The 21,566-nt window shown below is 69.4% G+C and carries 21 protein-coding genes, 1 tRNA gene and 1 pseudogene; 13 read left to right on the top strand and 10 right to left on the bottom strand.

Annotated elements, in window-relative coordinates; all coding sequences use genetic code 11:
• The 3 genes and pseudogenes from VJR25_RS08865 to galU all read right to left on the bottom strand — a co-directional run.
• Positions 1–464: pseudogene (locus VJR25_RS08865) on the bottom strand (large exoprotein); the annotation flags it as partial.
• A 64-nt stretch (positions 465–528) separates the two neighbouring features.
• The gene (locus VJR25_RS08860; protein WP_324114608.1) at positions 529–1,179 is read right to left on the bottom strand and encodes a GNAT family protein; all 651 of its coding nucleotides are present in this window, start codon (positions 1,177–1,179) and stop codon (positions 529–531) included.
• 19 nt (positions 1,180–1,198) lie between these two features.
• Positions 1,199–2,083: a UTP--glucose-1-phosphate uridylyltransferase GalU gene (gene galU, locus VJR25_RS08855; protein ID WP_324114607.1), complete on the bottom strand. Its 885-nt coding sequence runs from the start codon at positions 2,081–2,083 to the stop codon at positions 1,199–1,201.
• Positions 2,084–2,152: 69 nt separating this feature from the next.
• On the opposite strand from galU, the gene VJR25_RS08850 reads away from it, so the two are divergent.
• Genes VJR25_RS08850 through mscL form a run of 3 tightly spaced genes read left to right on the top strand, consistent with a single transcriptional unit; the run spans position 2,153 to position 3,531 of the window.
• Positions 2,153–2,749 carry a 5-formyltetrahydrofolate cyclo-ligase gene (locus VJR25_RS08850; protein WP_324114606.1) on the top strand — a complete coding sequence of 199 codons (597 nt, stop codon included), beginning with the start codon at positions 2,153–2,155 and terminating at the stop codon, positions 2,747–2,749.
• A 14-nt stretch (positions 2,750–2,763) separates the two neighbouring features.
• Positions 2,764–3,054, top strand: coding sequence for an FmdB family zinc ribbon protein (locus VJR25_RS08845; protein ID WP_324114605.1), 291 nt, complete (start codon positions 2,764–2,766; stop codon positions 3,052–3,054).
• Between the two features lie 60 nt (positions 3,055–3,114).
• Positions 3,115–3,531, top strand: a complete 417-nt coding sequence (gene mscL / locus VJR25_RS08840) for a large conductance mechanosensitive channel protein MscL (protein WP_324114604.1) — start codon at positions 3,115–3,117, stop codon at positions 3,529–3,531.
• Between the two features lie 215 nt (positions 3,532–3,746).
• On the opposite strand, the gene VJR25_RS08835 is transcribed toward mscL, so the two are convergent.
• Positions 3,747–7,448, bottom strand: a complete 3,702-nt coding sequence (locus VJR25_RS08835; RefSeq protein WP_324114603.1) for an AAA family ATPase — start codon at positions 7,446–7,448, stop codon at positions 3,747–3,749.
• A 205-nt stretch (positions 7,449–7,653) separates the two neighbouring features.
• Here VJR25_RS08835 and VJR25_RS08830 point away from each other — a divergent pair, with 205 nt between their 5' ends.
• Together VJR25_RS08830 and VJR25_RS08825 are read left to right on the top strand one after the other, a co-directional pair.
• Complete coding sequence (locus VJR25_RS08830; protein WP_324114602.1) at positions 7,654–8,169, top strand: methylated-DNA--[protein]-cysteine S-methyltransferase; 516 nt, start codon at positions 7,654–7,656, stop codon at positions 8,167–8,169.
• 173 nt (positions 8,170–8,342) lie between these two features.
• On the top strand, positions 8,343–8,696 hold the full coding sequence (locus VJR25_RS08825; protein WP_324114609.1) for an Lsr2 family protein: 354 nt from the start codon (positions 8,343–8,345) through the stop codon (positions 8,694–8,696).
• 58 nt (positions 8,697–8,754) lie between these two features.
• Here VJR25_RS08825 and VJR25_RS08820 read toward each other — a convergent pair whose 3' ends face one another.
• Together VJR25_RS08820 and VJR25_RS08815 are read right to left on the bottom strand one after the other, a co-directional pair.
• On the bottom strand, positions 8,755–11,232 hold the full coding sequence (locus tag VJR25_RS08820) for an MDR family MFS transporter (protein ID WP_324114601.1): 2,478 nt from the start codon (positions 11,230–11,232) through the stop codon (positions 8,755–8,757).
• Between the two features lie 67 nt (positions 11,233–11,299).
• Positions 11,300–11,785 carry an Lrp/AsnC family transcriptional regulator gene (locus tag VJR25_RS08815; RefSeq protein WP_324114600.1) on the bottom strand — a complete coding sequence of 162 codons (486 nt, stop codon included), beginning with the start codon at positions 11,783–11,785 and terminating at the stop codon, positions 11,300–11,302.
• A gap of 70 nt (positions 11,786–11,855) precedes the next feature.
• On the opposite strand from VJR25_RS08815, the gene VJR25_RS08810 reads away from it, so the two are divergent.
• Together VJR25_RS08810 and VJR25_RS08805 are read left to right on the top strand one after the other, a co-directional pair.
• The gene (locus VJR25_RS08810) at positions 11,856–13,082 is read left to right on the top strand and encodes a MalY/PatB family protein (RefSeq protein ID WP_324114599.1); all 1,227 of its coding nucleotides are present in this window, start codon (positions 11,856–11,858) and stop codon (positions 13,080–13,082) included.
• A 27-nt stretch (positions 13,083–13,109) separates the two neighbouring features.
• Positions 13,110–13,181, top strand: a tRNA-Arg gene (locus tag VJR25_RS08805).
• A gap of 35 nt (positions 13,182–13,216) precedes the next feature.
• On the opposite strand, the gene VJR25_RS08800 is transcribed toward VJR25_RS08805, so the two are convergent.
• A complete protein-coding gene (locus VJR25_RS08800; RefSeq protein ID WP_324114598.1) occupies positions 13,217–13,819 on the bottom strand; it encodes a dihydrofolate reductase family protein in 603 nt (200 codons plus the stop codon).
• Positions 13,820–13,902: 83 nt separating this feature from the next.
• Complete coding sequence (locus tag VJR25_RS08795; RefSeq protein ID WP_324114597.1) at positions 13,903–14,499, bottom strand: G1 family glutamic endopeptidase; 597 nt, start codon at positions 14,497–14,499, stop codon at positions 13,903–13,905.
• Here VJR25_RS08795 and VJR25_RS08790 point away from each other — a divergent pair.
• Positions 14,465–14,737 carry a hypothetical protein gene (locus VJR25_RS08790; RefSeq protein ID WP_324114610.1) on the top strand — a complete coding sequence of 91 codons (273 nt, stop codon included), beginning with the start codon at positions 14,465–14,467 and terminating at the stop codon, positions 14,735–14,737. The two genes, VJR25_RS08795 and VJR25_RS08790, sit on opposite strands and share 35 nt — an antisense overlap.
• Positions 14,738–14,826: 89 nt before the next feature.
• On the opposite strand, the gene VJR25_RS08785 is transcribed toward VJR25_RS08790, so the two are convergent.
• Positions 14,827–15,372: a CGNR zinc finger domain-containing protein gene (locus VJR25_RS08785; protein WP_324114596.1), complete on the bottom strand. Its 546-nt coding sequence runs from the start codon at positions 15,370–15,372 to the stop codon at positions 14,827–14,829.
• Positions 15,373–15,414: 42 nt separating this feature from the next.
• Between VJR25_RS08785 and VJR25_RS08780 the strand changes: the two genes are divergently transcribed.
• Positions 15,415–16,407: a DMT family transporter gene (locus VJR25_RS08780; RefSeq protein ID WP_324114595.1), complete on the top strand. Its 993-nt coding sequence runs from the start codon at positions 15,415–15,417 to the stop codon at positions 16,405–16,407.
• Between the two features lie 11 nt (positions 16,408–16,418).
• On the opposite strand, the gene VJR25_RS08775 is transcribed toward VJR25_RS08780, so the two are convergent.
• Positions 16,419–17,327: an ROK family protein gene (locus VJR25_RS08775; protein WP_324114594.1), complete on the bottom strand. Its 909-nt coding sequence runs from the start codon at positions 17,325–17,327 to the stop codon at positions 16,419–16,421.
• 259 nt (positions 17,328–17,586) lie between these two features.
• Here VJR25_RS08775 and VJR25_RS08770 point away from each other — a divergent pair, with 259 nt between their 5' ends.
• From VJR25_RS08770 to VJR25_RS08755, 4 genes are all read left to right on the top strand, one after another.
• Positions 17,587–18,684, top strand: a complete 1,098-nt coding sequence (locus tag VJR25_RS08770; RefSeq protein WP_324114593.1) for an ROK family transcriptional regulator — start codon at positions 17,587–17,589, stop codon at positions 18,682–18,684.
• A gap of 53 nt (positions 18,685–18,737) precedes the next feature.
• Complete coding sequence (locus VJR25_RS08765; protein WP_324114592.1) at positions 18,738–19,979, top strand: extracellular solute-binding protein; 1,242 nt, start codon at positions 18,738–18,740, stop codon at positions 19,977–19,979.
• Between the two features lie 62 nt (positions 19,980–20,041).
• The gene (locus tag VJR25_RS08760) at positions 20,042–20,929 is read left to right on the top strand and encodes a sugar ABC transporter permease (protein ID WP_324114591.1); all 888 of its coding nucleotides are present in this window, start codon (positions 20,042–20,044) and stop codon (positions 20,927–20,929) included.
• A gap of 1 nt (position 20,930) precedes the next feature.
• A partial coding sequence (locus tag VJR25_RS08755; protein ID WP_324114590.1) for a carbohydrate ABC transporter permease occupies positions 20,931–21,566 on the top strand: 636 nt, incomplete at its 3' end.

Below are 21,566 nucleotides of genomic sequence, written 5' to 3'. Positions count from 1 at the left end.
ATGCGGACACGCTCCAGGTCGGCGAGCTCGCGCTCGCGCCGGGCACGCTCGGTCTCGAGGAGCAGCTGCTTGGCGATCTCGTCGCGCTCGATCTGCTGCTGCTTGGCGATCGCATCCCGCTCGGCCTGGGACTTCTTCGCGTAGGCGTCGCGCTCGGCCTGCGCCCGCTGTGCGGCGCGATCGACCTCCGCCTGCGTCTTGCGGGCTTCGGCCTCCCGAGCGGCCTGCGCTCGGCGCGCAAGACGCTGCTGCGCGAACACGGTCCGCGTGTTCAGCTCCAGCGTGACCTCATCGGGGGTCTCGCTCGTCTCGGCGAGCACCCGCAACGCCTGGTTCAGCCGCAGCGCGTTGCGCTCGGCGGTCAGGTACCGGTGTCGGCGGCTCCACGACGGCAGGAGATACAGCAGCCACAGCGCGACGGCGACGAGGACGATCACTCCTCCGCCCAGAACCTGCCCACCCATGTGTCCACGGTAGGGCAGGCCGAAGCCCCGCCCCGGCGTTGCGCGGCGTGTCGGAGTCTCAACTTCAGGATGAAGGTGATTCTCCGCTGGAGAGGTCCCGGTCCGAGGGCGGAATCGCAGCGGCGCTCTCGGGTGCGCGGCCGGCCAGCCACCGCTGCAGCACCCCCTCGTAGACGTCTTCGCGCACGAGCGCGAACGCGTAGTGGTCGCGCCAGTCGCCGTCGATGTGGATGTAGCGGCGGCGCAGCCCCTCGTACCGGAATCCGAGCTTCTGCACCACCCGCAGGCTCGCGACGTTCTCCGGACGGATGCAGATCTCCATCCGATGGATCCGCAGCTCGCGGAAGCAGATGTCGGTCGCCAGCGCCACCGCGGTGGGGGTGATGTTGCGACCCGCGAACCTCTCGCTGATCCAGTACCCGATCGTCGCCGACGCGAGGGAGCCGCGCGCGATGCCCCAGACGTTCAGCTGGCCGACGACCTCGCCGTCCCATTCCATGACGAAGGGCACGCCCGTGCCGTCCCGGTACTGCTGCAGAAGGCGCCGAACGCCGAGCCGCATGTCGAACGACACCGGCCCGTCGGGACTCGTCGCCTCCCACGGGCGCAGCCAGCCGCGGTTGGACATCAGCTCGTGCTGGAGCACGCGTGCATCCTTCGAACGGATGAGCCGGATGCTCACATTCCCGTGCGACTGGGGAACGGCCAGATCCACGTATGCCCCTCCCGGGCCGTCAGAGGTCGGCCGCGAAGTCCTGGAGCCACGGCCGCAGCTCGCCGCTCAGGTCGTCACGATCGATCGCCAACTGCAGGATGGCCTTGATGTAGCCCACCTTATCGCCGGTGTCGTAGCGGCGACCGCGGAAGACGACGCCGTACACCCCCTGCTCGGGGTCGGCCGCGATCTCCTGCAGTGCGTCGGTCAGCTGGATCTCGCCGCCCTTGCCCGGGCCGGTGTGCTCGAGCACGTCGAAGATGGCCGGGTTGAGCACATATCGTCCGATGATGGCGAGGTTCGAGGGGGCATCCGCGGCCGAGGGCTTCTCGACGAGGCCCGTGACCTTGACGACATCCCCGTCGTCGGTCGGTTCGACGGCGGCCACACCGTACAGGTGGATGTGCTCCGGGTCGACCTCCATGAGGGCGATCACCGTCGCGCCGTGACGGTCGTACTCGTCGAGCATCCGGGTCAGCAGCGGATCGCGGGCGTCGATGAGGTCGTCGCCGAGCATCACCGCGAAGGGGTGGTCGCGCACATGGCGCTGCGCGCGCAGCACAGCGTGCCCGAGCCCCTTCGGCTCGCCCTGGCGGAGAGTGTGGATGTCCGCGAGGTCGCTCGCCTCGAGCACGGCGGCCAGCCGTGCGTCGTCGCCCTTCGTGCGCAGCGTGTGCTCCAGCTCGGGCACGGAGTCGAAGTGGTTGGCGATGTTGGACTTGTTGCGACCGGTGATGATGAGCACGTCCTCGATGCCGGCCGCCACCGCTTCTTCGACGACGTACTGGATCGCCGGCTTGTCGACGACCGGAAGCATCTCTTTGGGCATCGCCTTCGTGGCCGGAAGGAAGCGCGTGCCGAGTCCGGCCGCGGGGATCACCGCTTTGAAGGGCTTGTGAGACATGCGCCCCATGCTATCCATCGGTTCTGACATCCAGCGGACGTCCCTCGCCGCTCATTTAGAATCGAGACCATGTCCGACGCGATCCAGGCAGACAAGCGCGCCCTGCGCGCAGAGCTCCGCGAGCGTCGCAACATGATGTCCGAGCAGTCGCGGGATGCCGCGGCCGCCGGCATCCGCACGCGGCTCGACGAGCTGGTGGAGCTGCACCGCGCCCGGTCCGTCTCGTGCTATCTGTCGACTCCGACCGAGCCGGGCACCCGCGCGTTCGTCGCGGCCGCCCTGGAGCGCGGCATCCGGGTGCTGCTGCCCATCAGCCGCAGCGACGGCCTCCTCGACTGGACCGTCGCGACCGCCGACGACGAGTTCACCGAGGGTCCGTTCGGCATCGAGGAGCCCACCGGAGAGCTGCTCGGGCCCATCGCCGTGAACGACGTCGACCTCATGCTCATCCCGGCCGCCGCCGTCGACCCGACGGGGATGCGGCTCGGCTGGGGGCGCGGCTACTTCGACAAGACGCTCGGGTCGATGGCCCGCCGACCACCCGTGTACGCGATCGTCTACGACAGCGAGGTGCTCGATGAGGTGCCCTCCGACGAGCTCGACCAGTCCGTGACGGGCATCGTCACCCCGACCCGCATCCTGACCCTCGCGCCCGAGCGGCGCTGACCCGAAAGGCCCTCATGCCGACCTACGCGTACGCCTGCAAGGAGTGCGGCCACCGCTTCGACCAGGTGCAGTCGTTCTCCGACCCGACTCTGACCGAGTGCCCCGTCTGCGGCGGCGCCCTGCGCAAGGAGTACGGCTCGATCGGCGTGACCTTCAACGGCAGCGGTTTCTACCGCACCGACTCGCGTGCCGGAGCATCGACCGCGTCGACGACCGCGAGCGGCACCGGGTCGTCGGGCTCCGGCGCCTCCTCGGCCTCCGGCACGTCGTCTTCGGGATCGTCTTCCTCGCCCGCCGCCTCCTGAGCCGGTAAGGTTTCGGTCGCGACGAATCCGTCGGACCCGGACCACCCAGGGGGAAAACCAATGCTCAAGGGCTTCAAGGAATTCATCTCGCGCGGCAACGTCATCGACCTCGCCGTCGCGGTCGTCATCGGCACCGCCTTCACCGCGATCGTCACCGCCCTGGTGAAGGGCTTCATCGATCCGCTCATCGGCCTGATCTTCCAGGTCGGCAGCCTGAGCGGCTGGGTCTGGACCGTCCCGACCCTCGGGGGCGGCCACGCCGCCTTCCAGATCGGCACGATCATCGGTGAGATCATCAACTTCCTGGCCGTCGCCGCGGTCGTCTACTTCTTCCTCGTGGCTCCCATGAACCACTTCCGCGAGCGTGCCGCAGCCCGCGCCGCTGCGGGTCAGCCCGATCCCGACGTGCCGCCGACCGAGGCGGAGCTGCTCGCCGAGATCCGCGACCTGCTCGCCGCCCAGCGCGACGTCAAGTAGTCCTCGCCCTCGGGACGTCTCGCCTCAGTAATGGGGCGGGACGTCTCTCTTCATGCGCTCGTCGTTCGGGCCGGCGCCGGGGTCCTTTCCCGCCGCGGTCTCGCCTTCATCATCCGCCGGCGCCGGCTCCGCGGTCGTCCCCGGTGCCGCGGTCAGCCGCGCCCGCCGCGACCCCGGCACCTTCTCGACCCGCTGACGAGGCTCGTCCTCAGCGGTCATCGCCCCGGGAAATCCAGCGGCTGCGTGTCACCGTCGGCCGTCGGCGTCTCGGGGGCGACGCCGAGCAGGGCGGCGACGCGCAGCGCCACCTCCGCCGGGTCGCTGTAGAGGTCGAAGGCGTGCACCCGCACGTAGTGCCAGCCGAGGCGCCGCAGGATCTGCGGGCGCAGCCGCAGCGACTCCCGCAGCGACTCCCCCACCGTCTCGGGGTCGCTCTCCGCGACCACCGCCTTGCCGTCATGCTGCGCCACCAGCGGAAGCAGGCCCCGGTAGTTGACGTCGACCGAGACGCCCAGGCGCCTCAGCTCGCGGGCCAGCGCCCGGGTCAGCGGGTCCGCAAGGTCCTCGAGCCGCGCTTCGCGGGCGCGCGCGGCGATGCCGGCCAACACCGCCATGAGCGTGGCGGCGCCGTACTCGAGGCGTCCCTCATCGAATGCGGACGGGCGGATCGACGACACGATCACCATGGACCGGCGTGCCCGGGTCATCCCGACGGTCAGCAGCCGCTCTCCGTCCGGGGTCGACAGGTCGCCGAAGTCGGTGAGCACGCGCCCGTGCCGGGTGAGGCCGAACCCGAGCGAGAAGATCACCCGGTCGCGGCTCTCGGCGACGGCGTCCTCGAGCGTGAGCACGGCGAACGGCTCGGCGGTGTCGCGGCCGACGAAGTCGGCGACATCCGATCGTCCGGCGAACGCGGCCCCGACAGCGGCACGCACGCGCTCGGCGTGCTTGCGGCTCGCGGTCACGACCATCAGCGATTCGCGGCCGCGGTTCAGAGCGTGCTCGACCACGAGCGTGACGACGCGCGCCACCTCGGCGTCCGGGCTCTCCACCGCTCCGGTGACGGGGTCGGGGACGCCGGTGCCGCCTTCGACGTAGTCGACGCCGAGGCTGCCCCGTCCGAGGTACGAGCCGGCCCACGGCAGCGAGACGATCTCGCCGCCGTAGAACGCGTCGTTGACGAGCTCGGCGAGGTCTTCGCCGCCGGCGCGGTAGCTCCGGGTGAGGGTCTCGACCGGCAGCAGCTCGGCCAGCCGCTCGAACACGCTGACGTCGTCGAACGGCTCCTCGTCCTCCGCAGCCGGGTCGGGCCGGACCACGGGCCCGGATGCCACCCGGAAGGGCGTCGGCTTCTGGGTGACCGGGTCCCCGAACAGCACCACCTGATTCGCCCGCCGCAGCGCGGGGGCGGCTTCCGCCAGGGAGAGTGCGGCGGCATCCGCGATGATCACGGCGTCGAACTCGAGGGACTCGGGGATGAGCGGCACGTCGTACGGTGAGGCGATCCACGCCGGCGCCAGCGTGCGCACGAGGGTCGGAGCGACGCTCACGACGGCGCGGGCACTGCCGGTGCCCGCCGTCAGCGCCCGTTTCAGGCGATCGGCCTCGGCCTCGTGGTCCACGATGCCGATGCGCCACTGGGTGGCCAGTCGCGCCGCGAGCAGGGGGCCGGATGCCGCGGCGTGCGCCTCGTCGACGAGGCGGAAGTCCCGCTCCAGGCGGTCCACGACCGACGTGTTGGCGCCGAGCAGCGCCTTCTCGGAGCGCAGCAGGTGGTCCAGCGCGGACTGCCACCACGCGAACTCCAGCTCCCGCCGGACGTCGGCCTCGGGCACGTGCCGCACGGACAGTTCGAGCAGCAGCGGCTCCAGCCCCATGTCGGCGAGGTCCGCGCGCAGGGCCGCGCGCTCGACCAGGTTCTCGAAGTACGCGGAGTCCGCCGCCAGCCCGGCGAGGGTGCGCACGAGGTCCTGCACCGGCAGGGCCGAGAGGGTGCGTGGGCGACGCAGGATGCCGTCGAGGTCGGCGAGCTGTCCGTCGACGTGCTGCCAGGCCACGTGCACGTCGGCCATCCCCACCGGGACCTCCGGCGCGATGTCCGCGAGGGCGTACTCCGCCCACTTCTTGCGCTGCTGGTCGATGCGCACCAGGGATTCGTGCATGTCGGCGACATGCACGCCGGGACGCACGTACTCGCGCGCGAGCCGCTTCAGCCGGCGGCGGTCGGCGCCGGTCAGGTTCGGGGCATCCCGCCGGGGCCCGTGCGCGCGGATCAGATCGTCGATCGGCCGCTCGAACGCGGCCGGCAGGAACTTGTCGAGCGAGTCGCGGATGCCCTGCAGCACCCGCAGATAGGACCCCAGCTCGTCGAGGCTGCGGAACGGGCGCAGCCGTGTCTGCGCGATCAGCTCGTAGCCGCGCTCGAGCAGCGAGGGCACGTCGTGGTGATGCAGCTTGCCGGCGAGGCCGTGGGCGCTGCGGGCCTGATCGGTCGAGTCGAAGGAGACCCCGTACCACGCCGAGTCGTCGGGCCCGAAGCGGAACTCCCCCAGCCGCGCCGCCGCGGCGAGCTTCTCGGCGGCCACCTGTCGGGCGCCGGACAGCCGCCGCAGGGTCTCGATGCCGAAACGGGTCTGAGTGGGCGGGACCTCTTCGGAGGCCGTGAGCTCGGCGAGCCGGCGCACGATGTCGAGGGCGGACACCCCGAGGCCGCGCTGCGGCTCGGCCAGGGCGCCGCGGTAGTCGCGCAGCACGGCGCGCAGACGCACCAGGGCTTCGTCGATCTCGCCGACCTTGGGCTGCTCGGCCTTCTCGTTTCGGCCGATCGCCCGGATGAGGTCGCGGCGCAGATGCGCGGGCGACACGGCGAGCCCCTCGAGGCCGACGCCGGCGAGACGGTGCCGGATGCCGTCGAGCGTGGCGCGGCGGGCGCTGACGACGAGCACGCGCTTGTCGTCGGAGATGAGCGCGCCGAGGGCGTTGATGACGGTCTGGGTTCCGCCGGTGCCCGGCGGCGTGTGCACGGCGAGCGACTGGCGGTCGACGATGCGCGCCAGCACCGCCTCCTGCTCCGCGTCGGCGTCGAGAAGCAGGTTGTCGGAGGCCGGGGTGCGCTCGTCCGGTCCGGCCGCCGACGGCGCCGGTCGGCGCAGCGCCAGGCGGGCCCGGTCGTCCACGTGACCGGCCAGCGCATTGAGCACCGGATGATCGAGGTCGCGCAGGTCGCGCGCCACGGTCGCGCCGACATCCGCGAACGTGCTCACGACGAGCCGCGGGATGACGGTGAAACCGGGGATGTGCCCGGCCAGCGCGCGCAGATAGTCGATCACCGGCTGGGGCTTGAAGACCCGCCCGTCGTAGGCGAGCGCCGCGATGCGCTGACCGTCGAGCTGCACACCGTGCCGCATGGCGAGGATGCGCACGAGTTCCGGATTGACGGTGAAAGACCCGTTGAGTTTCACCTCGAAATCGCGATGGTGGCGGCGGATGGCGGTCGGCCGAAGCAGCACCGGGGCGGTGTATTCCCCGTCTTCCGCCGTCCACGATGCGAGTCCGACACCGAGTCGCACGGCATCCAATCCGCGCGCGGTGCGGAGTTCGACATTCTTCGCCGTCAGTCTCTCGGCGGCGAGCCGGGCGGTGCGCAATGCCACTTCATCGCGGAACAGATTCGACAGCAGAGTGGATCTTCCGGTGAGCAGCTGCGGAAGACTGCCCGGATGCGCATTGGTGATCTCGATTCCGGAATCGGGGGAATCGACGAAATGCAGAAGCGTCGAAGGGCCGCCGAGTTCGCGCGCTTGAGTTCGGATGCGCTCACGCTCCGTCTCCGCGACATGGACCACTGTCACCCCCGGCTCTGCGACGCCGAGAGCATCCGGGGTCACGTCGGGCAGGTGGTTTTCGTCGCCGGCCACGGCGCTGCCTTCTGCTCGCCACACACGGTCCAGCCTAAGCGGCCGTCCCGATTCCCGCCGGTATTCCTCTCCCGTGCGTCGCAGATCGACGCCCACGGTCGGGATCTTCGTCCACAGGCCGACGTATCACGGCGGTATCGGCCCGTTCATGCACACCTGCGGCGAGAGGGGTTCACGAGGGGTGCGGGCGCGCCAGGATGGACCCATGACCCGCGCCGCCTTCGCCATCCATCCGACTCCTGTGGGCGATGCCCTCCTGATCTTCACGCCTGACGGGCTCGCCGGGCTCGACCTCATCGACGACGGCGACGACGTGACGGCCCTGCTCCTCGGCGCACAGTCGAAGCTCGGGATGCCTGTCGATCACGACGAAGCCGCGGCTTCGGGAGCAGGGGCGCAGCTCGACGAATACTTCGCCGGGCAGCGGCGGGCATTCGAGGTGCCCCTCGACATCCGGGGCTTCACCGAATTCGGTGTGCGGGTGCTTTCCGAGATCAGCGAGATCCCGTACGGGCAGACGGCGTCGTATGGCGAGATCGCGGCCCGCGCCGACAAGCCGCAAGCACATCGCGCCGTCGGCTCGATGTGCGCCGCCACGCCCATCTCGATCATGATCCCCGTGCACCGCGTGGTACGCGCCGATGGGTCGATCGGACAATACGGCCGGCATCCCGAGGTCAAACGCTATCTGCTCGATCTCGAACAGGCGGCGGGCGAGTAGGCAGCCCGCGGGCCGTGATCTCGCAATGACGATCACGGCCCATTCCCTTTGCATTCGGACGCGACTTCCGATGATGTCGACTCGTCGTCCGAGATGAGCGCGCAATGGATTCAGGGGAAACATTGTGCAATGCGCGCGGAATCCGGAGTCCGCCATTCGCTATGGTCAATCGCATGGCGAAGAAAATCATCCATCAGCTCGTCGACGATCTCGACGGCAGCGTTCTCGAGCCCGGTGCCGGCGAGACCGTCCTTTTCTCCCTCGACGGCCGCGCTTACGAGATCGACCTGACCGACGAGCACGCCGCTGCTCTGCGCGATTCGTTCTCGACGTACATCGCCGCCGGGCGCAGCGTGGGGCGTGAGGCGTCGGCCGCCCGCACGGCGGTGCCTCGCCGTCGCACCGCCCGCAGCAGCGCCACGGCCAACGCGGCCGTGCGTTCCTGGGCGAACCAGAACGGCTTCACCGTTTCCGAGCGCGGGCGCATCCCCGCGTCGGTGCAGGAAGCGTACGACGCAGCGCACTGACCGTCCGCGAACCGAGAACGACCCCGCCCGATGGCGGGGTCGTTCTCCGTTTCGGCCGTCAGCGCTTGCGCGGCTTCTTCTTCTGCAGAGCCTCCATGGCCTCGCGCGCCTCGCGTCGCGTCATGAGGCGAACCTGTCCATCGTCGCCGATGATCTCGAGCGGCCCGGTCTCGATCTTGGCGAGATCCGACGTGGATGCCACCGGCTTGAGCGTCGCTTCGGGCGCTGCGGCGGGCACCGCCTGCGCTGCCGGGACGTCGGGCTGTACCGCAGGCGCGACCGGGTCCGCGGACTGCTCGAGCTCGGTCACGACATCCAACGCTGCGGCGGCCTCCAATTCCGCATCCAGCTCGGGGTCGGGCTCGTCCTCCCGCTCGGCCAGGGCGGTCGCCGTCGCGAGCGCGACCGTCGCAGGCTGGGCGCCGTCGGCGTCGGCAGCCGCGGTGACGGTCACCGGCTCCGGCAGGTGCACGGGCGAGGTCATCGGCTCCACGAGGCCGCCCATCGTGTCGGCGGCCTGCTTCGCGGCGATCGCGGCATCCTCGTCGGCTGCCTGCTGCAGCGCGGACTTCTGTCGCAGCGGAGGCGTCTTGAAGAACAGCGTCAGGATGAATGCGAGCGCCATGACGGAGAGGCCCACCCAGTAGACCGTGACGATCGACGAGGTGAACGCCTGCAGCACCGGCTTGGAGAGCCGCGGGTCGGCACCCTTCAGGAACGAGGTGTCGTTCATCGCGCTCGAATTGAACGACGACGTCGACCCGGTGCTCTTGCCGAACTGCTTCTTCATGTCCGGAACGAGGGTGTCCACGAACGCGTTCCGGTTCGCCTCATTGGAGAAGTCGAGCGTGACCTTGCCGTCGGACGAGATCTTGGCGACCGGGATGTTCTTCTGCACCGCCTGCGACGCGGCCTGGGTCGCCTGCTGCACCGCCTGCTGCTCGGCCTGCTGCTGGGCGCCGGCGGGGATCTTGCCGGCCGCGACCTGCGCGTCCACGGCCGCCTTCGCGGCTTGCCGCGCCTTCGCGATGCCGGCGTTCGCCTGGTCGGCGACCTGCGTGCTGATCTTCGTCGTGATCGACGTGTAGATCTGGTGCATGATCGCCTTGTTGGCCGGGTCGGAGGAGACCGCCGGGTCGAAGGCCGCATCCAGCGCCTGCGTCAGCGTGTCGGTGTTCGTGAACGACGTCTTGAAGTTTGCGGGGAGCACCGTGAACATGAGCGACAGCAGCACGGCGGTGCCCAGCGTGCCGCCGATCTGGCGGAAGAACGTGGATGCGCTCGTCGCCACGCCCATGTCCCGCGGGTCGACCGAGTTCTGGCTGGCGATCGTGATGGTCTGCATCAGCTGGCCGAGGCCCATGCCGAGCAGCAGCATCGCGCCTGCCAGGAACCAGTAGTTCGTGTTGTACGTCAGGTGCGTCAGCACGAAGTAGCCGCCGACGAGGAACGCCGTGCCGATGATGGGGAACATCCGGTAGCGCCCGGTGCGCGAGATGATCTGGCCGCTGGCGATCGACGCGATCATCATGCCGAGGATCATCGGGAAGAGCTGGAAGCCGCTCTGGGTGGGGTTGGATCCGAGCACGATCTGCAGGTAGAGCGGCAGCGTCATCATGGCGCCGAACATGCCGAAGCCGACCAGCACGCCGATGACCGTCGCCATCGAGAACGTCGGCGACCGGAAGAGCTTCAGCGGGATGAGCGCATCATCCTTCATCAGGGTCTCGGCGATGACGAAGGCGATGATGCCCACGCCGCCCACGATGTAGCAGGCGATCGAGATCGTCGAGGCCCAGCCCCACTCGCGGCCCTGCTCGGCGACCAGCAGCAGCGGGACGAGGGCGACGATGACCGTCGTGGCACCCCACCAGTCGATGCGCACCGAATGCTTGGAGTGCCTCGGCACGTGCAGGAACATCAGCACGATGATCAGAGCGATGATGCCGATCGGCACGTTGACGAGGAACACCCAGCGCCAGCCCGCGATCCACAGGATCTGGTTCGTGCCGGCGAACAGCCCGCCCACGAGCGGACCGATGACGCTCGAGATGCCGAAGACGGCAAGGAAGTAGCCCTGGTATTTCGCACGTTCGCGTGGCGCCAGGATGTCGCCCATGATCGCGAGCGGCATGGACATCAGGCCACCGGCGCCGAGGCCCTGCACAGCACGGAAGAACGCCAGCTCGATCATCGAGTTCGAGAAGGATGCGAGCACCGAGCCGACCACGAACACGACGATCGCGATGATGAACAGCGGCCGCCGACCGAAGATGTCGGAGAGCTTGCCGTAGATCGGCGTCGCGATCGTGGACAGGATGAGGTACGCCGTGGTCACCCATGCCTGCTCGCTGAGGCCGTGCAGGTCGTCGCCGATCGTGCGGATCGCGGTTCCGACGATCGTCTGGTCCAGAGCCGAGAGGAACATCCCCGCCATCAGACCGAAGATCACGAAGAGGATCTGGCGGTGGGTCATCACGGGGTCGGCCGTACGGTGAGCGCCGGTGCGCGGCTTCTTCACTTCAGTGTCTGACATGGGTCCTCGCGGGTCTGGGTCCGTGGGCCGCCGTGACACTGCATTCTCAGGCCACGAACGTTCCATCTTAGTCCTGATGTACCAGGGGTTTGTCGAAAAGGGGCAGCGCACGCGCCTCGACGACGTGCTTCATCACGATCGTCGAGACCATGCGGGGCTTGCCCGGCAGCCTGGTCAGGTGTTCGTCGTACAGCCGCTGGTACACGGTGAGGTCGGGTGCGACGATGCGGATGAGATAGTCGGGGTCGCCGAACAGACGCTGCGCCTCCACGACGTGCGGCAGGGCGGCGAGCATCCGGTCGAACTCGGCGAGCTCACCCAGATCGCCGAGCGTCGCGAACACGAGCACCTCGAATCCGAGGCCGACCGAGCGGGCGTCGACCGAGGCCCGGTACCCCGTGACCACGCCGGCCGCCTCGAGTTCGCGCAGGCGGCGCTGGCAGCGCGAGACGCTCAGGGGCAGGCGTGCGGCGAGTTCGGTGAGGGTGATGCGGCCTTCATCCTGAAGGATCGCAAGCATCTTGCGGTCGATCGCATCCAGCCGTACTTCCATTGCTCCATTGTCTGCCCACGTGCGAGAAGTGACAACCACCTTGCCCGCGATTCTCAATAGTGTGTGCGGCATGACCCGCACATCCACGCTCGAGCGCGTCGGCAACCCGCTGCGCGAGCTGTCGCTCGCACAGCTGCGGGAGCGGACGAGCACGAAGTGGATCGCACATCCGTGCGACGTGATCCCGCTGTGGGTGGCCGAGATGGACGTCCCGCTCGCCCCCGCGGTGGCGGACGCACTGCACGGCGCGATCGCCGCGGGAGACACCGGCTACCCGGCCGGCACCCGATATGCCGAAGCCCTCGCCGGCTTCGCCCACGCCCGCTGGAACTGGAACGGGCTCGAGGTGGCACGCACCCGCGTCGTGGCGGATGTCATGACGGGCATCGCCGAGGTGCTGCGCATCGTCACCGCGCCCGGGGACGACGTGGTGGTCGCCTCCCCCGTGTACGCGCCGTTCTACGCGTTCATCGAGCACACCGGGCGCGTGCCCCTGGAAGCCCCGCTCGGCAGTGACATGCGTCTCGACGCCGACGCTCTGGATGCCGCGTTCGCTCTGGCGGCCCGCCGCAGCAGGCATCCCGCCTTTCTGCTGTGCAATCCGCACAACCCCACGGGAACCGTGCACACCCGCGCAGAGCTCGAGACCGTGGCATCCCTGGCCCGCCGGCACGGCGTGCGGGTGCTGTCCGATGAGATCCATGCGCCCCTCGTGCTGCCGGGGGCGACGTTCACGCCGTACCTCTCGGTCGAGGGTGCCGAGGATGCCTTCGCGCTGACGTCCGCGTCGAAGGCGTTCAACCTGGCCGGCCTCAAGGCGGCCGTCGCGATGGCGGGAGCCGAGGCGGCCGCCGATCTCACGGCGATCCCCGACGCCCTGGCGCACGGCCCCAGCCACCTCGGCGTGATCGCCCACACCGCCGCTCTCGCGCACGGAGGTGCGTGGCTCGACGCGCTGCTGGACGGACTGGACGAGAACCGCACGCTGCTGCGCACTCTCCTGGCCGAGCACCTGCCCGAGGTGCGGATGAACGCGCCGGAGGGCACCTACCTCGCCTGGCTCGACTGCCGCGCGCTCGGTCCGTTCGCCGATGAGCGGACCGCAAGCGGCGGATGCCACGGTGTCGCCGACCTCGCCGGTCCCGCGCGGATGTTCCTCGACCGGGCGCGCGTGGCGCTGAGCTCCGGCCACGTCTACGGCACCGGCGGCGCTGGGCACGCCCGCCTGAATTACGGCACGTCGCCCGAGATCCTCCGGGAGGCGGTCGCCCGCATGGGGCGCGCGGTGAACGGCTGATCCGCCCGGCTAGACTTGATCGGCCTGGCCTCTGTAGCTCAATGGAAGAGCAGTTGCGTCCTAAGCAAACGGTTGGGGGTTCGAGTCCCTCCAGGGGCACCGGTTTCGTCGGCTCAGCATTCGCCGGACGCGGCTCACTCGTCGTGCAGCACGCGGTAGTACGCGTGCGTCACGAGTGATGCGCGCTTCAGGAAGATCTGCTCGAGGCGGAGCGGACCGACCCCGTCGAACAGTCGCAGCCCGCGCCCGGCCACGACCGGATTGATGTTCAGCCGCAACTCGTCGACGAGACCGGCGGCGAGATAGGCGTTGGTGGTGCTCGGTCCGCCGGCGATGTGGACCGCGCGGTCGCCCGCGGCCTCGCGCGCTCGGGCCAGAGCGGCCTCGATGCCGTCCGTCACGAAATGGAACGTCGTGCCGCCCTCCATCACGATCGACTCCCGGGGGTGGTGGGTCAGCACGAACACGGGTGCGTGATACGGCGGATTCGGCCCCCACCAGCCACGCCAATCGCCGGTCCACTCCCCCGTCACGGGACCGAACATGTGACGGCCCATGATGTAGGCGCCCGCGCCGACGATCGCGTCGAACGCCGCGCGATTCTCATCGGGGGTCTCGTTCATCCAGCGGAAGAACGTCGACTCCGGCAGATCGCCGAAGGGCTCGTCCTCCGTGACGTGGTGGCCGGCGCCGACGCCGTCGAGGGTGATGGACATGGTCGCGACGACGGTGGACATGTGCGCTCCTGACTCTCTGCGCCCTCAGTCTGGCGGGGACGTCGACCCGTGTCGAGGGCCGGCCTCCCCGCCTCCGCTCGACCTTACGGCGCTGACGGAGCCGTCGAGCCGTACGCGACGTTGAAGCCGTCGGCCTCGACATCCGGCACCGACGGAGTCGACACCTGAATGCCCTTCTGCACCATGGCCCCGCTGTCGGCGGCGGTGAAGCCCGGGGTGATGCCGTTCGCGGTGCCCGGGTCGAACGTGGCGCTGCCGTAGTGCGCGAGCGTCGCGACGCGGCCACCGATCGTCGGGGCCTCCTCGATCCACTCGGCCGACGTCAGCGGGCCGGTGTACGTGTGGGTCGTGGTGGAGGACTGTCCGGTGCTGGCGTCGGCGATGGTGATCGTCCAGACGGAGTTCACCCCGCGCGTGATCGACGCGGTCATCACGTCGCCGGGGTGCACGGTCATGGTCGTGATGGGCGTCTCCGCTGCAGGCAGGATCTCCCACCACACCGCGTAGTGCGCCGAACGGCTGTAGTAGTCGGACTCGGTTCCGGTCTGGATCAGGCTCGAGTTGTTGAACCCGTCGATGCCGATCCAGTTCGACGAGTAGGTCGCGGTCTTCGTCGGCGACACCGCCGGGACCTTCCATGTTCCCGTGATCGAGGTGAACGGCGTGCCCGTCGAGGTCACCGCGTATCCGGACCAGTTGGACGACGACCACCCTGTCGCCGCCGCGGCCGTCGAATGCGCCGAGATCCGCGGTTTGTGGACCACCGCACCCACGTCCGCCCCCGCAGGAGCCAACAGGGCCGCGGCCGCCAATCCGGCCGCCGAGACCGTCGCCACCAATCCACGCCAGAACATACGCCCACCTCGCTTTGTCCGGGATCGCAGGCTGCTATGCGCGCGATCGCGCACGACAGCCTAGGGGTGGGCGGCAGTACCTCGGAAGGAGGGTTCCTGTGCATCCGTCATGCGCCGGTTGTGAATCAACCCGCGACGGCCAGGCGGGCGAGCTCAGTCGAGGCCGGTCGTCGCACGTCGGCGAGAGCGGAACGCCGCGGTCGCATTGCGGTTCGCGCAGCGCGTGCTGCAGAACTTGCGTGACCGGTTGCGGGAGAGATCGAGCACGAGACCGTCGCACGTGTCGTCGGCGCAGACGGCGATGCGCGACAGCTCGTCCTCGCGGATCAGATCGATCATCGCCCACGCCGCATCCCCGAGCACCCACTGCGCCAGCGGCGCATCCGCCGACACCAGGTGGATGTGCCAGTCCTCTGCATCGTGCCGCACGAGCTGCGGGTGCACGTCGAGGTCGCGGAGGATGTCGTTCACGCGCGCGGAGGCGGCATCCCGAGATGCCGTCAGCAGCTCGCGCAGCGGCGCACGGAGCTCGCGCATCTCGCGCAGCTCGGCCTCGGATCCGACGCTCCGACCAGCGAACTGGTGGCGGGTCGCCCAGTCGCGGACGTCACCGACCGACCGCAGAGTGTCGGGCTCGGAACGGGTGTTGACGAGGTCGACGACCGCCTGCAGGGTGGCGCGTGTGTCAGGAGCGAACATTGCTTTGACACCATACACCCCCTCCACGTAGAGTCATATGCCATGAGCGTGTTGACACATGACACTCGATCCCGCACCGCCGGGATCGGCCTGGTGCTCGCGCTCGTCGCGGCGGGATCCTTCGGGCTCTCCGGTGCGCTGGCCGACGGGCTGCTCGCCACCGGCTGGACCCCGATCACGGTCGTCATCCTGCGCCTGCTGATCGGGGCTGGGTGCCTGCTCCCCTTCGCGCTGCGGGACCTGCGGGGACGGTGGCGCACGCTCGTCCAGGACTGGCGCCTGGTGCTCGCGTACGCCGCGTTCGGCATGGCACTCGCGCAGCTCGGCTTCTTCAGCGCCGTGCAGCACATGGCCGTCGGACCGGCGCTGCTCATCGAGTACACCTCCCCCGCCGCCGTCGTGCTGTGGCTGTGGCTGCGCCGTGGCGAGCGTCCGACGATCATCACCGGCCTCGGGGCGGTCGTCGTCGCCACGGGCCTGGTGCTCGTTCTCGGCCTGCTCGCCGGCACCCACCTCAGCCTTCCCGGCGTCCTGTGGGCGCTCTCCGCGATGATCGGCGGCGCGGGCTACTACCTGCTCGCCGCGCACCCGAGCCGGGTTCCCGCCACGGCCCTCACGACGGCATCCCTCGTGCTCGGCGCGCTGATGCTGCTGTCGGTCGCACTGACCGGAATGCTGCCGCTCGGCGCATCAGTCGTGACCGTGCGGTTCGCCTCCGCGGACGTGCCGTGGTGGGTGCCGATCCTCGCCCTCGGCGTGATCTCGGGCGGCATCGCCTACAGCTCCGGCATCGCGGCGGTGCGCCGGCTCGGATCACGGCTGGCGTCGTTCGCCGGCATCCTCGAGCTCGTCTTCGCCGTCGCGTTCGCGTGGATGATGCTCGGGCAGACCCCGACGACCGTGCAGGTGCTGGGCGGCGCGCTCGTGCTCGCCGGCATCATCGTGCTGCGCCTCGGCGAGCGTGCCCCGAGGAACCCGGAATCGACGTCGGGGTCCCCTGAGGAGCTCCGCGCCGAGACCGTCGGGGTCGGCTGACCCGGACGGTCTCAGGCGAACGCCGGCACGCTTCCGAGCATCGCGGCGCCGACGGCGGCGACGGGGGTGCCTGAGGGCAGCAGGCGGGTGCGACCGGGCAGGTCGAGCGACGCGAGGAACGCGGACGCCTCAGCCCAGCGATCGAACACCTCCCGCATCCGATCCTGAAGGCGCCCGCCCAGAGCACTCAGCCCACCGCCGACCACGATCGTCTCGGGGTCGACCGACAGCACGAGCATCCGCACCGCCTGCGCGACGCCGTCGACGAAGACGTCCCGCACCCGGATCGCCGCGTCGTCCCCGGCGTCGGCACGGTCGAAGAGATCGACGGCCGGGAGCGCGGCATCCGTCGTCCAGCGGCGTGCGATGGCCGAGCCGGATGCCAGCGTCTCGAGGCATCCGACCTGACCGCACGAGCAGTCGAGGCCGGTGGGATCGACGGGCACGTGACCGATCTCGCCCGCAGTGCCGCGCGGGCCGCGCCAGACCCGCCCGTTCGCGACGATGCCCGCCGACAGACCGGTGCCGACGTTCAGCAGCGCGGCGGAGCCGGACAAGCCCAGCAGATGCCAGGCGCCCAGGGACGCGGCCTTGACGTCGTTCTCGACGAGGACGGCCGCGCCCAGACGGCGCGAGAGCAGTTCAGCGAGATTCAGGTCGGCCACGCCGAGATTGACCGCGTGCCGCACCCGACCGGTCGACACCTCGACGACGCCGGGGATGCCGACGCCGACGCTCGTCACATCCGCCAGACCGATGCCCGCACGGCGCACGGCCTCGCGCACCGCTTCGTCCGCCGAGGCGACGACCTCGTCGGCGCCGAAGCCCGACGGCCGACGCACGCGCGCCAGTTCCCGCCCGTCCGGGGCGAGCGCGACGGCATCCGTCTTGGTGCCGCCGATGTCGAGACCGATCCTCACTGTCCGCCCTCCGTGGAAGCGTGCCCGGCCGTTCGAGCACGCAAGTTAGTAAAGCTTACAAACATGAGCTGAGGCAAGCGCCCGAGCTGATGATCGCGTAGATCCCCAGGAGATCCGGCGTTACCGATCAGTTATGAGCGAGGGCTTGACAAACCATTCGGAAGGATACTGTACTAACTAACTGACGGGATGCGGATCCCGCTCCCCACTGCAACGACGCACAACGGATCGAGGTGAGATGTCCACCGCTCAGCTTCGCGTGACCAGCAAGTCACTGCCCGAGCACAACCGGCGCCACAACCGCTCGCTGCTGCTGCAGCTGCTGTTCCACACCGACGAACTCAGTCGCGCCGACCTCGCCCGCCAGTCCGGCCTCACCCGCGCCACGGTGTCGGACGTCATCGCCGAGCTCACCGCGGACGGACTCATCGTCGAGCACGGGCAGCGCACGGATGCCCGGGTCGGAAAGCCCGCGCAGCTCATCGGCCTCGACGACCGGGCGTACCACGTCATCGCGCTCGATCTGTCGGCGGACGACGCATTCACCGGCGCCATCACGACGCTGCGCGGCGAGATCGTGCACCGCATCTCGCAGCCGATCGCCGGTGCGCGCGGCGACGAGGCCGTCGCGCTGGCCGCGACGATCATCCGCGACCTCGCCCGGCGCTCCACCGTGCGCGTGCTGGGTGTGGGAGTCGCCTCCCCCGGCATCATCGACCACGCGGGCGTCGTCCGTGAAGCCCCCAACCTCGGCTGGCACGACCTCGATCTCGGTGGCCGGCTGCGCCGCGCGATCGACGTTCCCGTCCACATCGTCAACGATGCGAACGCCGCCGCCCTCGCCGTGCACACGGAACGTCGCGCACCGGGGCAGAGCCTGCTCACCATCGCCATCGAACACGGGGTGGGCGCGGGCCTCATCATCGGCGACGCCCTCGTCGAGGGCGACGGATTCAGCGCCGGCGAGATCGGCCATGTGATCGTCGACGACGACGGCGAGCTGTGCGCGTGCGGGCGCCGCGGGTGCCTCGAGGTCGCGATCGCCGTGCCGTCCCTGCGTCGCCGCCTCGCGGCCGAGCCCGGCGATCACGAGCAGGTGCTGCGCGACGCCGGGCGCTCGCTGGGCGTCGCCCTCTCCCCCGTCGTCGCCGCCCTGAACCTCAACGCCATCGTGCTCGCCGGCCCCGCCGACCTGATCGAAGGACCGTTCCTCGACACGGCTCTCGCCACGATCCGCACGCGCACCCTGCCCGACGTCAGCAGCGCACTGCAGATGACGATCGCCGCCCATCCGGAGCAGCTGGCCCTGCGCGGCGCGACCGCGCTCGTGCTGGCGGCGGAGCTGAGGATCTCATGACCACGTCCATCACCAGCGACGCGCACCCGCGCGTCCGACCTCTAGGAGATACATTGCGCACTTCACGCATCGTCGCTGTCGGCGCCGTCGGCATCGCCGCGGCCCTGGCTCTGAGCGCCTGCTCCGGCGGCAGCGGAGGATCCTCCGGCGGCAGCACGACACTCAAGCTCGTCGTCGCCGACTACGGCACCGGGCCGTCCAACGCGTCCGCCACCTACTGGCAGGGCATCGCGGACGCCTTCCACAAGAAGAACCCCGACATCACCGTCAAGATCACGTCCATCCCCTGGACGGGCTTCGACCAGCAGGTGCAGACGATGGTGCAGAACAAGCAGTACCCGGACATCACCGAGGGCGACTACTTCTCGAACTACGCCCAGGACGGCCTGCTGTACTCCGCCGATGAGGTGCTGACGAATCCGGGCAATCTGCTCTCCACCTTCAAGGCACAGGGCACCTACAACGGGAAGCAGTACGGCATGCCGTTCACGACCAGCTCACGCACGCTCTTCTACAACAAGAAGCTGTTCCAGGCGGCCGGCATCTCCGCACCGCCCACCACGTGGGCCGACATCAAGGCGGACGCCGCCAAGATCAAGGCGAAGGGCGCGACCGGCTTCGGACTCCCGCTCGGCCCCGAGGAGGCCCAGGCGGAATCGCTGCTGTGGATGCTCGGCAACGGCGGCGGCTACCAGACGGCCGGCAAGTACACGATCGACAGCGCCGCGAACGTCGAGACGTTCCAGTTCCTGACCGGTCTCGTCGACGCGGGCCTGACCGAGCCCAACCCGGGCACCGTCAACCGCACCGACCTGTGGCAGAAGTTCGCCCAGGGCCAGGTGGGCATGATCAACGGCTCGCCCGCGCTCATCCCGATCATCCAGTCCGCCGGCAAGCTCGGCGCGAGCGACTGGGCGTCCGTGCCGATCCCCGGCAAGACCGGCGCGCTCGACACCACGCTCGGCGTGTGCGACAACGTCGCGGCGTTCAAGCCGAACGGCCACCAGGCGCAGATCAAGAAGTTCCTCGACTTCGCCTACCAGGACGCGTACCAGCTGAAGTTCGACAAGGAGTACGACCTGCTGCCGGCCACCACGTCCGCCGTGCAGGCGCTGTCGTCCGACCCCGTGTTCGGACCGTTCCTCACCGCCCTTCCGAAGTCCGTGCAGTACCCGAGCGACACCGCCTGGGCGAACACCAAGACCAAGATCCAGCAGACCATCGGCACTGCGGTGACGCAGGACCCGAAGTCGGTGCTCGGCCAACTGCAGAAGGTCGCCACCTCCGGTCAGTAAGGAATGATCGCCGTCCCGGGGCCGCCCGGCCCCGGGACGACCCCCACACCTCCGAGGACACCATGAAGTCTCTCCGTCAGACCGCAGCCCCTGCGCTGTGGATCGGGCCCGCCATCGCCCTCATCGCCGTCGTGGTGCTGTGGCCGGTGGTCGTGATGCTCGAGTCGTCGATCCAGCACATCGGCGGCGAGGGATTCGTCGCCGGCTTCAACGGCGTCGCCAACTACCTGAAGCTGTTCGCCGAGCCCGCCTTCGTCGGCGTGATCGGCCGCACCGTGCTGTGGACGGTCGGCGTCGTCGCCGTGACGATGCTGCTCTCCCTGGCGCTCGCCCAGCTGTTCGACCAGGCGTTCCCGCTGCGCCGCGTCGCGCGGTGGGCGCTCATCCTGCCGTGGGCGTGCTCGGTGATGATGACCGCCCTCATCTTCCGCTGGATGCTCGACCCGCACTCCGGCGCCATCAACGTGGTGCTCCACGACCTGGGGCTGCTCGACACGTTCGACTCCCCCGAGGCGTCCTGGCTCGGCAACCCGGCGACGGCGTTCCTGTGGATGATGGTGGTCGCCGTATTCGTGTCGCTGCCGTTCTCGACCTATGCGATCCTCGCCGGGCTGCAGTCGATCCCGAGCGACATCTACGAGGCCGCCTCGCTGGACGGAGCCAACGGCTGGCGCCGGTACACGACCATCACCCTGCCGCTGCTGCGCCCTGCGATCATCGTCGCCACCCTCATCAACGTCATCAACGTGTTCAACTCGTTCCCGATCATCTGGGAGATGACCGGCGGTGGCCCGGGCTACGCCACCAGCACCACGACCACCTTCATGGTCGCCCTGAAACAGGGAGACGTCGGCGAGTCCGCGGCGATGTCCGTCATCAACTTCGCCCTGGTGATCGTCATCGTGCTCATCTATCTGCGTGTCACCCGCTGGAAGGAACAGGTGGACTGACATGACCGCCGTCACCGCATCCCCCCGCACCGCCGCCCGCGGCACGAGCCGGCCCACCACCGAGCCGCAGCGCTCGCGCCGGTCGCGGTCGCGCACGATCAAGACCACGATCGTCGCGATCGCCGCGTATCTCATCGCGATCGTCTTCGTGCTGCCGTATGCCGAGATGTTCATCGTCGCCGGGAGGACGCCGGCCGAGCTGCTCGACCAGAACCTCTTCCCGAAGACCTTCACCTTCTCGAACTTCACCTCGATCTGGGCGACCGGCTTCGGCGGCAACCTGCAGACGTCGCTCATGGTCGCCGGCGGGGCGACCGTGCTGGTGTTCCTCGTCGCCCTGCCGGCGGCGTACTACTCGTCGCGGCGCCGCTTCCGCGGACGAACGCTGTTCCTGCTGCTCGTGCTGGCCACGCAGATGTTCCAGCCGGCGGCGATGCTCGTGGGTCTGCAGCGCGAGTTCATCGACCTGGGCCTGCCCACGATCGTGAGCCTCATCCTCATCAACGCGGGATTCAACCTCGCCTTCTCGGTGTGGATCCTCACCGCCTTCTTCTCGTCGATCCCGGTCGAGCTCGAAGAGGCCGCCATGGTCGACGGTCTCAGCCGCTTCGGCGCACTGCTGCGCATCACCATCCCG

This window comes from Microbacterium sp. (assembly GCF_035277845.1).
Lineage (GTDB): Bacteria > Actinomycetota > Actinomycetes > Actinomycetales > Microbacteriaceae > Microbacterium.
The sequence above is the reverse complement of the archived record's forward strand: the minus strand, read 5'-3'. Positions and strand labels throughout refer to the sequence as shown.